Genomic DNA, 13,658 nt, shown 5'->3' with positions numbered 1-13,658 from the left:
TGGCCTAAAAAATAATCAGTAAAAGAATTTTAATGGCGAGGAGTATATGTACGATTATCTTGTTGTTGGTGCTGGTCTCTTTGGTGCAGTCTTTGCCCATGAAGCAGCCTTAAAAGGAAAAAAAGTAAAAGTCATTGAAAAACGAAATCATATCGCGGGTAATATCTATACTCGTGAAGAGGAAGGAATTCAAGTTCATCAGTATGGTGCTCATATCTTCCATACTTCTGATAAGGAGATTTGGGATTATGTAAACCAGTTTGCAGAGTTTAACCGTTACACAAATTCTCCTGTTGCAAACTATAAGGGTGAGATTTATAACCTTCCTTTTAATATGAATACTTTCAATAAACTCTGGGGAGTTGTAACTCCAGCAGAAGCACAAGCTAAGATTGATGAGCAACGTGCAGTTTTAAATGGCAAGACTCCTGAAAATTTGGAAGAACAGGCTATCTCTCTTGTAGGTACAGACATCTACGAAAAATTAATCAAAGATTATACAGAGAAACAGTGGGGCAAACCAACTACAGAACTTCCAGCCTTTATCATTCGCCGTTTGCCAGTACGCCTGACCTATGATAATAACTATTTCAATGACACCTATCAGGGAATTCCAATTGGTGGTTACACTCAAATAGTTGAAAAAATGTTGGATCATGAAAATATTGATGTAGAAACAAATGTTGATTTCTTCGCGAATAAAGAGCAATATATGAAGGACTTCCCTAATATTGTCTTTACGGGTATGATTGATGAATTCTTTGACTATAAGTTGGGTGAACTAGAGTACCGCAGTCTTCGTTTTGAAAACGAGACCTTGGATATGGAGAATTACCAAGGAAATGCAGTTGTCAACTATACAGATGCTGATACCCCATATACTCGCATTATTGAACACAAACATTTTGAGTTTGGGAACCAAGAAAAGACTATTATTACTAAAGAACATTCTAAAACATGGGAAAAAGGTGATGAGCCTTATTATCCAGTAAATAATGATCGTAATAATCATTTGTATAAATCATATAAAAAATTGGCTGATGAGCAAGGCAATGTTATCTTTGGTGGCCGTTTAGGACACTATCGTTATTACGATATGCACCAGGTAATTGGAGCAGCCTTGCAGTGTGTAAGAAATGAGTTAGATTAAACAACTAAAACTGTTTACAGTAGCTATTTAGCAATATGATTGATCATTCCTTGACTACCTAGTGTAGTCGAGGTTTTTTGATAGTATTCATATTTTTACAACCTTATTGTTTAAAAAATAATTTTCAAAAATTCTGAAAATTGTATTGACAGGACTTGAAAAAGAGTCTATAATGAATAAAAAAACGAAGGAGAAGACTATGAAAACAAGAAAAGTATTGGCTCTTGCGGGAGTGACTTTATTAGCAGCGGGTGTTTTAGCTGCTTGTTCTGGGGGCTCAGGCGCTAAAGGTGAGCAGACCTTTGCATTTACATACGAGAAAGATCCTGATAATCTTAATTATTTAACAACTGGCAAAGCTTCAACATCTGATATTACTAGTAATGTGATTGACGGATTGCTTGAAAATGATAAGTATGGAAACCTTATTCCTTCATTGGCAGAAGACTGGTCGGTTTCTAAGGATGGCTTGACTTATACTTATAAGATTCGTCAGGATGCCAAGTGGTATACATCTGAGGGAGAAGAGTATGCTCCTGTTAAGGCTCAGGACTTTGTGACAGGTCTTAAATATGCAACAGATAAGAAATCAGAAGCCCTTTACTTGGTACAAGATTCAATTAAAGGTTTGGACGCATACGCTAAAGGGGAAAATAAAGATTTCTCTCAAGTTGGGATTAAAGCCCTTGACGATCAAACGATTCAATACACGTTGAACAAACCGGAAAGTTTTTGGAATTCTAAAATAACCATGGGTGTGCTTGCGCCAGTCAATGAAGAGTTTTTGAACTCAAAAGGGGATGATTTTGCCAAAGCTACGGATCCAAATAGTCTCTTGTATAACGGTCCTTATTTGTTGAAATCTCTTGTGACCAAATCCTCTGTTGAATTTGTGAAAAATCCGAACTACTGGGATAAGGACAATGTACATATTGATAAGGTCAAATTGTCATTCTGGGATGGTCAAGATACCAGCAAACCAGCAGAAAACTTTAAAGATGGAAGCTTTACGGCAGCTCGTCTCTTTCCAACAAATGCAAGTTTTACAGAGCTTGAGAAAGAGATGAAGGACAATATTGTCTATACCCAACAAGACTCTACGACTTATATAGTTGGTACAAATATTGATCGCCAATCTTATAAATACACATCTAAGACCAGCGAAGAACAAAAGACATCTACTAAAAAAGCTCTCTTAAACAAGGATTTCCGTCAGGCTATTGCTTTTGGATTTGACCGTACAGCCTATGCCTCTCAGTTGAATGGAGAAACTGGAGCAAGCAAAATATTACGTAATCTCTTTGTTCCACCAACGTTTGTCCAAGCAGATGGTAAAAACTTTGGCGATATGGTCAAAGAGAAATTGGTCACTTATGGGGATGAATGGAAGGATGTCAATCTTGCAGATTCTCAGGATGGCCTTTACAATCCAGAGAAAGCCAAGGCTGAATTTGCTAAAGCCAAATCAGCCCTACAAGCTGAGGGAGTCCAATTCCCAATTCACCTAGATATGCCTGTTGACCAAACAGCAACTACAAAAGTTCAGCGCGTCCAATCTATGAAACAATCCTTGGAAGCAACTTTAGGAACTGATAATGTCATTATTGATATCCAACAACTACAAAAAGATGAAGTAAACAATATTACATATTTTGCTGAAACGGCTGCAGGACAAGATTGGGATGTCTCAGATAACGTTGGATGGGGACCAGACTACATTGACCCATCTACCTACCTTGATATTCTCAAACCATCTGTAGGGGAAAGTACAAAGACTTATCTAGGATTTGATGCTGGTACAAATAATGCAGCAGCTAAACAAGTTGGTTTGGAAGACTACGAAAAAATGGTTGTTGAAGCTGATGCAGAAGTGAAAGACATTTCAAAACGTTATGAAAAATATGCAGCTGCCCAAGCTTGGTTGACAGATAGTGCTTTGATCATCCCAACAACTTCTAAAACTGGTCGTCCAATGTTGTCTAAGATGGTACCATTTACACTTCCGTTTGCATACTCTGGTAACAAGGGTACGACCGAAGCCACTTTGTATAAATACCTTGATGTACAAGATAAACCAGTGAGAGTTGATGAGTATCAAAAAGCTCAAGAAAAATGGATGAAAGAAAAAGAAGAATCCAATAAAAAAGCGCAAGAAGAACTTGCAAAACATGTTAAATAAAGGTAAGGGAGTTGGTTTGTAGCCGACTCTTTTATACTCTTCGAAAATCTCTTCAAACCACATCAGCTTCCATCTGCAACCTCAAAACACTGTTTTGAGCAACCTGCGGCTAGTTTCCTAGTTTGCTCTTTGATTTTCGTTGAGTATTAGCTATCTTGTAGTAAAAAAATCCTGAGAATTTCTAACTCTCAGGATTTTTCGTATTTACTGTTGTGGTTGTTGAAATTGAGGGGCCTGTGGTTGTTGTTGGATTTGTTGGCCAGGCTGTCCCTGATTAGGATTCGTTGGTGTAGGATTATTTGCTGGTTGACCAGGAGTAGGTGTTACTTGAGTGCTTGAACTTTCAGATGTTGTAGAGGGACTCTCTACTTCTGATTGTGTTTGTTGTGTGTCAGGAGTATTTAATGTATTTCTGGCTCCATTTTGGAATACGAACTGGCCGCTTCGGTATAGTCCTTCAGGCATTGTCCAGTCTCCAGGATGGTTATTTTGAGCAAGGTAGCTCATCATAGCGCGATAGACTCTAGCAGCAACTGTGAGACCGTCGCCTAGAATAGGAGTGAGACGGTTGCTATAACCTGTCCAAACGGCCATTGAATACTTACGAGTATAACCGACAAACAGTTCATCTGGTGCTACAAGTTGATTCGACTTGATATGATTTTCGATTTCTTCATCTGTATAGTTAGAAGTCCCTGTTTTCCCTGCTTGAGGAATTCCAGGCAGATAGGCGTTGTAACCTGTTCCAGATGTCAAAACTGTTTTCATCATTTCTGTCATCATGTAGGCAGTAGACTCTTTCATAGCTCTTGTACCAACGTCAGAAAATTCTTTTTCACTACCGTCACTAAAGACGATTTTATTGATGTACATTGGTTTGTGATAAGTACCGCCATTTGCGAATGCAGCGTAGGCTGCAGCCATTTTTTCACTGCTTGCCCCGTATTGTTTACTAGATTCAGTTGTATTACTTGAAATAGCATTTGAATAGTGTATTACAGGATAGTCGATTCCTAAACCATTTAGGAAGTTTTTAGCTCTATCTAAACCAACCTTATTTAGTGTTTCAACGGCAGGTACGTTACGAGATTGTTGAAGGGCATATTGCAGAGTAATATTACCAAAATATGCTCGATCCCAGTTGTAAACAGGAGTACTTGTACCAGGATAGTTATAAGGAATATCGTGGACAGTAGTTGCAGTTGAATCATATACACCGTATTCTAAGGCTGGGGCATAATCAGTGATTGGTTTCATGGTTGATCCCCAGTCACGGTTGGTTTCCACAGCTTGGTTGGTACCAAATGAAACGTTACTTGCTTGGTGACGAGCTCCAAGTTGGGCGATGACTTTACCATTGGAAGTATCAACGATAGTTGAGGCTACTTGAAGGTCATTATCTGGATAAGAGACATACTCATCTGTATTGTAAATATCCCAAAGTCGTTGTTGAATTCCCTTGTCTACATTTGTGTAGACTTCCATCCCAGTAGTAAGAAGATTATATCCAGTTTCGTGCTCTACTTGTTCAATAACCTCTTTTAGATAGTTATCCATATATGCTGGATAAGTAGCAGCCGACTTAAGACTTTGTAAACCATCAGTGATAGGTGTGTTGACGGCTTTTTCATATTGCTCAGCACTAATGTAATCTTGCCCTCTCATTTCTGAAAGAACTAAATTACGACGGTCTAGTGCTGCTTCCGGATGAGAGTAAGGATCGTATTGGTTAGGTGCCTGAGGCATACCTGCTAGCAAAGCTAATTGAGGTAAAGATAAATCCTTTAGATCTTTTCCATAGTAATTTTGGGCTGCTGTCTGCATTCCATAATTACCATTTGACATATAGACCTTATTGATGTAGTAGGTAAGAATTTCCTGTTTGGTAGCTTTTTGTTCCAATTGGATAGCTAGCCAAGCCTCTTGTGCTTTTCGGGAGATATTTTGATCCGAAGTTGATGTTGAGAAATAGGTCAACTTAATCAACTGCTGGGTTAGGGTTGATCCTCCTTGTAAAGAGTTACTTTGTAAGTTACGTAAGAAGGCCCCCATGATCCGAATCGTATCTACCCCTCTGTGGTCAAAGAAGCGATGGTCTTCGATAGACACGATAGCTTTGACTAAATCAGTAGGAATTTCGTTAGCTTGAGCGTTTACTCGGCGTTCAGAGCCCAGATCGGCAATGAGTTCGTTATTATTGTCATAAATCTTGCTAGAAGTTGTTGCAACTAATTTACTATCTGATAGGGCTGGAGCTTTGCTCACAAAATAGAGGAAAACACCCCCGCCCAATAGAAATAATGCGATAAAGAGAGTTAGGAAAAAGATTCCAATATACTTTAATATTCGCATAAGAATGTATTTATTCATCTTGTTTACCACCTAGTAAATGTTCTTTGATAACATCGAGATAGGGAATTTGTGGAAATGCCCCTAGTTTTATCTGGTAACCGTATTCTCGTATGTATCCAAGTGGCATTGATTTTTGCCCCTTATCTTGATGATAGAAGCGAATCAAATCGAATGCCGGCAATAAGTAGGTTTCTTGCTGAGAAGAAAAGTGAAGAAGGACAAAGCAGATTCCTTGTTGGGCAAGGACTTGTTCCATATGCTGAATCTGATGTGGATGGAAATTTTTCATCGGAATCGCACGTTTTTGTTTTGTTTCCTTGGCTTCAAAGTCGATGTAATATCCCTTATAAACGCCAGAATAGTCTGTCGTTGAAGCTTGTCGAAAATAGGCTTCAACAATCTTGGCACGACTTCGTTGTGGATAGTCCACTCGTACGATTTGAATAGGGGTTGGTTTCTTGTGTATAACAGCTAAGCCCTGAGACAAATAGTAGTCGTTGGTAGCATTAATCATCTTTTCAAAAGACATTCCTCGATTTGCGAAATTTTTGGGTTGAGAAAGAGATGTTTGTCTTTTTTGTGATGAAATTTTATGAGGATAGTTGACCATAATTCTCCTTATTGGTACAATAACATCACTCTATTATATCATAAATTTACACAGAAAGGGTTAAAAATGACTACAGCTTTGGTTTTAGGCTATTCTGCTTTTGATTTGGGTTTGTTTTCGGACAAGGATCCTCGTCTTAAATTGATTAAAAAAGCGATACGTAGGGATTTAGAAGCTATGGCAGAAGATGGGGTGACTTGGCTTGTATTTACCGGGACTTTGGGCTTTGAATATTGGGTTTTAGAGGTTGCTCAGGAAATGAAGACCGAATACGGTTTCCAGTTGGCCACCATTTTTGCTTTTGAAACCCATGGGGAAAATTGGAATGAAGGCAATCAGATGAAACTGAGTCGCTTTAAGCAGGTAGAATTTGTCAAATATGCCTATCCTCGTTATGAACACAAGGGGCAGTTAAGAGATTACCAGCAGTTTTTACTGGAAAACACGAACAGTTCCTATCTTTTTTATGATGAAGAAAATGAAACGAAACTAGCTTATTTTTACCAAAAGATGAAAAATCAAGAGGACTACTTTATAAAGAGATTAACATTTGATCAGCTAAATGAACTTGCTGAAAATTTTTCCGAAAATTGAAGCTTTGACCTTGATTTTTGTTTGCCTTTTTTTATATAATAATACTAGCAAGTGAGAATGGAGAGAGACATGGCAAGTATTATTTTTTCAGCGAAAGATATTTTTGAACAAGAGTTTGGACGTGAAGTCCGTGGGTATAGCAAGGTAGAAGTTGATGAGTTTTTAGACGATGTCATTAAGGATTATGAAACCTATGCTGCCTTGGTCAAGTCACTTCGTCAGGAAATTGCGGATTTGAAGGAAGAACTAGCTCGTAAACCGAAACCTTCACCAGTTCAAGCAGAGCCTATTGAAGCAGCAACTACAAGTTCTATGACGAATTTTGATATTTTGAAACGCTTGAATCGTCTTGAAAAAGAAGTGTTTGGTAAACAAATTTTAGATAACTCAGATTTCTAAGTAGTTATTTGAGATGTGCAATTTTTGGATAATCGCGTGAGGAGAATTTCTTCTCATGAGGAAAGTCCATGCTAGCACAGGCTGTGATGCCTGTAGTGTTTGTGCTAGGCGAAACCATAAGCCTAGGGACGAGAAATCGTTACGGCAGTTGAAATGGCTAAGTCTTTGGATAGGTCAGAGTAGGCTTGAAAGTGCCACAGTGACGGAGTCTTTCTGGAAACGGAGAGAGTGGAACGCGGTAAACCCCTCAAGCTAGCAACCCAAATTTTGGTCGGGGCATGGAGTGCACGGAAACGAACGTAGTACTCTGACTGCTATCAGCTAGAGCTGCTAGTGGTAGACAGATGATTATCGAAGGAAGTGGTCCTAGTCACTTCTGGAACAAAACATGGCTTATAGAAAATTGCATATAGGTTGAGGCTGAGAAAATTTTCTCAACCTCATTTTTTAAAGTGTACAATAGAAAGGTCTTGCAAGACTGTAACATGAAAAAAGAATTTAATTTAATTGCAACTGTGGCAGCTGGTCTGGAAGCTGTAGTGGGAAGAGAAGTGCGAGAGTTGGGTTATGACTGCCAAGTTGAAAATGGACGTGTTCGTTTTCAAGGAGACGTGAGAGCTATTATCGAAACTAACCTTTGGCTTCGAGCAGCAGATCGTATCAAAATTATCGTAGGAACCTTTCCTGCCAAGACTTTTGAAGAGCTGTTCCAAGGAGTATTCGCCTTAGATTGGGAAAATTATTTACCACTTGGAGCTCGATTCCCGATTTCAAAAGCCAAATGTGTTAAATCTAAACTACATAATGAACCGAGTGTTCAGGCTATTTCTAAGAAAGCTGTTGTTAAGAAATTGCAGAAACACTATGCCCGTCCAGAAGGTGTTCCACTGATGGAGAATGGCCCAGAGTTTAAGATTGAGGTTTCTATTCTAAAGGATGTGGCAACTGTCATGATTGATACGACAGGATCTAGCCTCTTTAAACGTGGTTATCGTACCGAAAAGGGTGGCGCTCCTATCAAGGAAAATATGGCAGCAGCCATTTTACAACTATCTAACTGGTATCCAGACAAGCCTTTAATTGATCCGACCTGTGGTTCAGGGACTTTCTGTATCGAGGCTGTCATGATTGCTCGAAAGATGGCACCAGGACTTCGTCGTTCTTTTGCCTTTGAGGAATGGAACTGGGTTAGCGATCGTTTGATTCAAGAAGTGCGCACAGAAGCGGCCCAAAAAGTGGATCGTGAACTTGAGTTGGATATTATGGGCTGTGATATCGATGCTCGTATGGTGGAAATTGCTAAGGCTAATGCTCAGGCAGCTGGTGTTGCAGGAGATATTACCTTTAAGCAGATGCGCGTGCAGGATTTACGTTCAGATAAAATCAATGGTGTGATTATCTCCAATCCGCCTTATGGAGAACGCTTGTCAGATGATGCAGGGGTTACCAAGCTTTATGCTGAGATGGGGCAAGTATTTGCACCGCTGAAAACGTGGAGCAAATTTATTCTAACTAGTGATGAAGCCTTTGAGACCAAGTACGGTAGCCAGGCGGACAAGAAACGTAAGTTGTACAATGGAACCTTAAAAGTTGATTTGTATCAATATTTTGGGCAGCGTGTCAAACGCCAAGAAGTGAAGTAGGAAGGTAAATTCATGACTAAGAAAAGACGGGATCGTCATAAAAATGAAGGACAAGAACCGCGATTTGATTTTGATGAAGCAAAAGAGTTAACAGTTGGTCAAGCTATTCGTAAAAATGAAGAAGTAGAAGCAGGGGTCTTGCCTGAGGACTCCATTTTAGATAAGTATGTTAAGCAACACAAAGATGAAATTGAGGCGGATAAGTTTGCGACTCGCCAATACAAAAAGGAGGACTTAGTCGAAACGCAGAGTTTGGATGATCTTATCCAAGAGATTCGGGAAGAGACAGCTGTTGAGCCTACGATAGTAGAGAATGATTTCATCCAGTTTGATGACTTAGAATCTACACAAGTGACAGAAACTCCTTTTGATGAGGAATTTGACACTGAGGAGGCAGTCGAAACAGAGTATCCAATGGTGGATAGTGAAGATGGGCAAAGTGTTAAGAAACAGATTCTTTATGGCTTGTTAGCTGCCCTAGGAATTATTATTATTGGAACTGGTTATTATGTTTATAGTCAAGTGGCTCGTTCGACCAAGGAAATCCAAACTTCTCAATCAACCACAAACTCGCAGGCGGAAGCGGAAGAATTTAATAATTTATACGATGCCTTCTATACAGATAGCAATAAAACAGCTTTGAAGAATAGCCAATTTGATAAACTGAGTCAACTGAAGACTTTACTTGATAAGCTAGAAGGTAGTCGCGAATATACGCTTGCTAAATCGAAATATGACAGCTTAGAAACGCAAATCAAGGCCATCCAAGAAGTCAATGCACAATTTGAAAAACCAGCTATTGTGGATGGTGTTCTGGATACCAATGCCAAAGCCAAATCGGATGCTAAATTTACAGATATCAAAACCGGGAATACGGAGATTGACAAAGTGTTAGATAAGGCTATTAGCCTTGGTAAGAGTCAAAAGACAAGCACTTCTAGCTCAAGTCAAACCAGCAGTTCTAGTCAAGCAAGTTCAAATTCTTCTACAGAGAGTAGTACAAGTAACACCAGTCCATCTTCAAGCGCCTCATCAAACAATTCAGTTTCTGCGCGTGATGATAGTCATGGCGGTCTATCAAGTTCTGGAGTTAACCTACAAAGAGCTTCAAGCCGTGTGCCGTTCAATCAATCGGCTGTGGATGATAGTAATAACTCTGCCTGGGATTTTGCTGATGGTGTCTTGGAACAAATTCTCGCGACTTCACGTTCACGTGGTTACATAACTGGCAACCAATATATCCTCGAACGTGTCAATATCGTTAATGGCAATGGTTATTACAATCTCTATAAGCCAGATGGAACCTATCTCTTTACCCTTAACTGTAAGACAGGATACTTTGTTGGAAATGGTTCTGGACATGCGGATGCCTTGGACTATTAAGCAGTCGTTACAAAATTCTTTCTTTTCAAAAGTAAAAATGATAAAATAAAACAAATTAAACAAGAGGAGTGTCATATGACAAAAGCTAACTTTGGTGTCGTAGGTATGGCCGTAATGGGCCGTAACCTTGCCCTAAATATTGAATCTCGTGGTTACACAGTTGCTATTTACAACCGTAGTAAAGAAAAAACTGAAGATGTAATTGCTTGCCATCCTGAAAAGAACTTTGTACCAAGCTATGACGTTGAAAGTTTTGTAAACTCAATCGAAAAACCTCGTCGTATCATGTTGATGGTTCAAGCTGGACCTGGTACAGATGCTACTATCCAAGCCCTTCTTCCACACCTTGACAAGGGTGATATCTTGATTGACGGAGGAAATACTTTCTACAAAGATACCATCCGTCGTAATGAAGAATTGGCAAACTCAGGCATCAACTTTATCGGTACAGGGGTTTCTGGTGGTGAAAAAGGAGCTCTTGAAGGTCCTTCTATCATGCCTGGTGGACAAAAAGAAGCCTACGAATTGGTTGCGGATGTTCTTGAAGAAATCTCAGCTAAAGCACCAGAAGATGGCAAACCATGTGTGACTTACATCGGTCCTGATGGAGCTGGTCACTATGTGAAAATGGTTCACAACGGTATCGAGTATGGTGATATGCAATTGATCGCAGAAAGCTATGACTTGATGCAACACTTGCTAGGCCTTTCTGCAGAAGATATGGCTGAAATCTTTACTGAGTGGAACAAGGGTGAATTGGACAGCTACTTGATTGAAATCACAGCTGACATCTTGAGCCGTAAAGACGATGAAGGTCAAGATGGACCAATCGTAGACTACATCCTTGATGCTGCAGGTAACAAGGGAACTGGTAAATGGACTAGCCAATCATCTCTTGACCTTGGTGTACCATTGTCACTGATTACCGAGTCAGTATTTGCACGTTACATTTCAACTTACAAAGAAGAGCGTGTACATGCTAGCAAGGTTCTTCCAAAACCAGCTGCCTTCAAATTTGAAGGAGACAAGGCTGAGTTGATTGAAAAAATCCGTCAAGCTCTTTACTTCTCAAAAATTATTTCATACGCACAAGGTTTTGCTCAATTGCGTGTAGCTTCTAAAGAAAACAACTGGAACTTGCCATTTGCAGACATCGCATCTATCTGGCGTGATGGCTGTATCATCCGTTCTCGTTTCTTGCAAAAGATTACAGATGCTTACAATCGTGATGCAGACCTTGCGAACCTTCTTTTGGATGAGTACTTCTTGGATGTTACTGCTAAGTACCAACAAGCAGTGCGTGATATCGTAGCTCTTGCAGTTCAAGCTGGTGTACCAGTACCAACATTCTCAGCAGCTATTACTTATTTTGATAGCTACCGTTCAGCTGACCTTCCAGCTAACTTGATCCAAGCGCAACGTGACTACTTTGGTGCCCACACTTACCAACGTAAAGACAAAGAAGGAACATTCCACTACTCTTGGTATGACGAAAAATAAGTAGGTCTGCCATGGGGAAACGGATTTTATTACTTGAGAAAGAACGAAATCTAGCTCACTTTTTAAGTTTGGAACTCCAAAAAGAGCAATACCGAGTTGATCAGGTTGAGGAGGGGCAAAAAGCCCTCTCCATGGCCCTTCAGACAGACTATGACTTGATTTTATTGAATGCTCAACTGGGGGATATGACAGCCCAGGATTTTGCAGATAAGCTGAGTCGGACTAAGCCAGCTTCAGTCATCATGGTCTTGGACCATCGAGAAGAATTGCAAGATCAGCTTGAGGCAATCCAACGCTTTGCCGTTTCTTACATCTATAAGCCAGTTATTATTGAGAATCTGGTAGCTCGTATTTCAGCGATTTTCCGAGGTCGGGACTTTATCGACCAACACTGTAGTCAGATGAAGGTTCCAACGTCTTACCGAAATCTGCGTATGGATGTAGAACATCATACTGTTTATCGTGGCGAAGAGATGATTGCTCTGACGCGTCGTGAGTATGATCTTTTGGCTACTCTTATGGGAAGCAAGAAAGTCCTGACTCGTGAGCAGTTGTTGGAAAGTGTCTGGAAGTATGAAAGTGCGACCGAAACTAATATCGTGGATGTCTATATCCGTTATCTACGTAGCAAGCTTGATGTAAAAGGTCAAAAAAGCTACATTAAAACAGTTCGTGGTGTTGGTTACACCATGCAAGAATAGAAAAGCAGTTGCAGTTTTGTAACTGCTTTTTTGAGGGGTTTTCTATATATTGACATGCAGTTTGGTCTTTGCTATAATCAGTTATGGAGGATACGTCTAATGAAAATAATAAAAAAATTGCTGCAAATCGTATTAGCAGTCTTTTTCTTCGGTTTGCTAGCAACAAGTGCAGTATTGGCGGATGATTCTGATTCAGAAGGCTGGCAATTTGTCCAAGAAAATGGTAGAACCTACTACAAGAAGGGTGACATCAAAGAAACGGACTGGCGAGTGATTGATGGCAAGACCTATTATTTTGATTATAATGGCGAAATGGTTGTTGGTTGGCAGTACATTCCAATGCCAGTTAAAGGATATACAATTGGTCCTTACCCTAATGGTATAAGATTAGAAGGTTCCCCAATGCCAGAATGGTATTACTTTGACAAAAATGGAGTGCTACAAGAGTTTGTTGGTTGGAAAGCATTAGAGGTTAAAACTAAAGACAGTGTTGGAAGAAAGTATGGGGAAAAACGTACAAATCCGGAAGATAAAGAAGAGAAGAGTTTTTACACGAACTATTACTTTAATCAAAATCATTCTTTAGAGACAGGTTGGCTTTATGACCAGTCTAATTGGTATTATCTAGCTAAGACGGAAATTAATGGAGAAAACTATATTGGTGGTGAAAGACGTGCAGGTTGGATAAATGATGGTTCAGCTTGGTACTATCTAGATCCAGAAACTGGTATCATGCAAACTGGTTGGAAGCAAATTGGCAATAAGTGGTACTACCTCCGTTCATCAGGTGCTATGACAACTGGCTGGTATCAGGAAGGCTCAACTTGGTATTATTTAGACCAGTTAAATGGTGATATGAAAACGGGCTGGCAATACCTTGGTAACAAGTGGTACTATCTCCGTTCATCAGGAGCAATGGCCACTGGCTGGTATAAGGATGGTTCAACTTGGTACTACCTAAATGCAAGTAATGGAGATATGAAGACAGGCTGGTTCCAGGTCGGTAGTAAATGGTACCACGCTTATAGCTCAGGTGCTTTGGCAGTGAATACGACCGTAGATGGTTATTCTGTCAACTATAATGGCGAATGGGTTCAATAATGAAAGAGGCGATTGTGAAGGAAACAATCGCTTTTTTTGTGAAAAT

The 13,658-nt window shown here is 39.8% G+C and carries 11 protein-coding genes and 1 other RNA gene; 10 read left to right on the top strand and 2 right to left on the bottom strand.

Features of this window, described 5'->3' with window-relative positions; translation table 11 throughout:
* Positions 1-46 precede the first annotated feature (46 nt).
* Together glf and QM865_RS07535 are read left to right on the top strand one after the other, a co-directional pair.
* Positions 47-1,150, top strand: coding sequence for a UDP-galactopyranose mutase (gene glf / locus QM865_RS07540; protein WP_414306365.1), 1,104 nt, complete (start codon positions 47-49; stop codon positions 1,148-1,150).
* Between the two features lie 199 nt (positions 1,151-1,349).
* A complete protein-coding gene (locus QM865_RS07535) occupies positions 1,350-3,329 on the top strand; it encodes a peptide ABC transporter substrate-binding protein (RefSeq protein ID WP_414306364.1) in 1,980 nt (659 codons plus the stop codon).
* A gap of 204 nt (positions 3,330-3,533) precedes the next feature.
* Here QM865_RS07535 and pbp1a read toward each other — a convergent pair whose 3' ends face one another.
* Together pbp1a and recU are read right to left on the bottom strand one after the other, a co-directional pair.
* The gene (pbp1a, locus tag QM865_RS07530; protein WP_261059400.1) at positions 3,534-5,699 is read right to left on the bottom strand and encodes a penicillin-binding protein PBP1A; all 2,166 of its coding nucleotides are present in this window, start codon (positions 5,697-5,699) and stop codon (positions 3,534-3,536) included.
* Complete coding sequence (recU, locus tag QM865_RS07525) at positions 5,692-6,291, bottom strand: Holliday junction resolvase RecU (RefSeq protein ID WP_261022472.1); 600 nt, start codon at positions 6,289-6,291, stop codon at positions 5,692-5,694. Before recU ends, pbp1a begins: the two co-directional genes overlap by 8 nt.
* A 66-nt stretch (positions 6,292-6,357) precedes the next feature.
* On the opposite strand from recU, the gene QM865_RS07520 reads away from it, so the two are divergent.
* From QM865_RS07520 to cbpJ, 8 genes are all read left to right on the top strand, one after another.
* Entirely contained in the window at positions 6,358-6,885 is a 528-nt protein-coding gene (locus QM865_RS07520; protein WP_261059396.1) for a DUF1273 domain-containing protein, read from the top strand.
* A gap of 69 nt (positions 6,886-6,954) precedes the next feature.
* Positions 6,955-7,284, top strand: coding sequence for a cell division regulator GpsB (gene gpsB / locus QM865_RS07515; RefSeq protein WP_261013363.1), 330 nt, complete (start codon positions 6,955-6,957; stop codon positions 7,282-7,284).
* 20 nt (positions 7,285-7,304) lie between these two features.
* Positions 7,305-7,685: RNase P RNA component class B (gene rnpB, locus QM865_RS07510), an RNA gene on the top strand.
* Positions 7,686-7,769: 84 nt separating this feature from the next.
* A complete protein-coding gene (locus QM865_RS07505) occupies positions 7,770-8,927 on the top strand; it encodes a THUMP domain-containing class I SAM-dependent RNA methyltransferase (protein WP_261443297.1) in 1,158 nt (385 codons plus the stop codon).
* Positions 8,928-8,939: 12 nt separating this feature from the next.
* On the top strand, positions 8,940-10,310 hold the full coding sequence (gene mapZ, locus QM865_RS07500) for a cell division site-positioning protein MapZ (protein ID WP_261443298.1): 1,371 nt from the start codon (positions 8,940-8,942) through the stop codon (positions 10,308-10,310).
* A gap of 75 nt (positions 10,311-10,385) precedes the next feature.
* Positions 10,386-11,810, top strand: coding sequence for an NADP-dependent phosphogluconate dehydrogenase (gndA, locus tag QM865_RS07495; RefSeq protein ID WP_000158778.1), 1,425 nt, complete (start codon positions 10,386-10,388; stop codon positions 11,808-11,810).
* A gap of 11 nt (positions 11,811-11,821) precedes the next feature.
* Positions 11,822-12,511 (top strand): response regulator transcription factor, encoded by a 690-nt coding sequence (locus QM865_RS07490; RefSeq protein ID WP_414306363.1) that lies wholly within the window; start codon positions 11,822-11,824, stop codon positions 12,509-12,511.
* Positions 12,512-12,610: 99 nt separating this feature from the next.
* Entirely contained in the window at positions 12,611-13,612 is a 1,002-nt protein-coding gene (gene cbpJ, locus QM865_RS07485) for a choline-binding protein CbpJ (protein ID WP_414306362.1), read from the top strand.
* The last annotated feature ends 46 nt before the right edge of the window (positions 13,613-13,658 follow it).

Source organism: Streptococcus mitis (assembly GCF_047462815.1).
Taxonomy (GTDB): Bacteria; Bacillota; Bacilli; order Lactobacillales; family Streptococcaceae; genus Streptococcus; species Streptococcus mitis_DO.
Note: the sequence above shows the minus strand (reverse complement) of the source record. Positions and strands in the feature narration are given on the sequence as shown.

Bases quoted from the DNA above. Each gene is read 5' to 3' on its own strand.
- pbp1a (WP_261059400.1), bottom strand. From the start codon at position 5,699: ATGAATAAATACATTCTTATGCGAATATTAAAGTATATTGGAATCTTT.
- mapZ (WP_261443298.1), top strand. From the start codon at position 8,940: ATGACTAAGAAAAGACGGGATCGTCATAAAAATGAAGGACAAGAACCG.
- QM865_RS07520 (WP_261059396.1), top strand. From the start codon at position 6,358: ATGACTACAGCTTTGGTTTTAGGCTATTCTGCTTTTGATTTGGGTTTG.
- gpsB (WP_261013363.1), top strand. From the start codon at position 6,955: ATGGCAAGTATTATTTTTTCAGCGAAAGATATTTTTGAACAAGAGTTT.
- glf (WP_414306365.1), top strand. From the start codon at position 47: ATGTACGATTATCTTGTTGTTGGTGCTGGTCTCTTTGGTGCAGTCTTT.
- QM865_RS07490 (WP_414306363.1), top strand. From the start codon at position 11,822: ATGGGGAAACGGATTTTATTACTTGAGAAAGAACGAAATCTAGCTCAC.
- cbpJ (WP_414306362.1), top strand. From the start codon at position 12,611: ATGAAAATAATAAAAAAATTGCTGCAAATCGTATTAGCAGTCTTTTTC.
- QM865_RS07505 (WP_261443297.1), top strand. From the start codon at position 7,770: ATGAAAAAAGAATTTAATTTAATTGCAACTGTGGCAGCTGGTCTGGAA.
- QM865_RS07535 (WP_414306364.1), top strand. From the start codon at position 1,350: ATGAAAACAAGAAAAGTATTGGCTCTTGCGGGAGTGACTTTATTAGCA.
- recU (WP_261022472.1), bottom strand. From the start codon at position 6,291: ATGGTCAACTATCCTCATAAAATTTCATCACAAAAAAGACAAACATCT.
- gndA (WP_000158778.1), top strand. From the start codon at position 10,386: ATGACAAAAGCTAACTTTGGTGTCGTAGGTATGGCCGTAATGGGCCGT.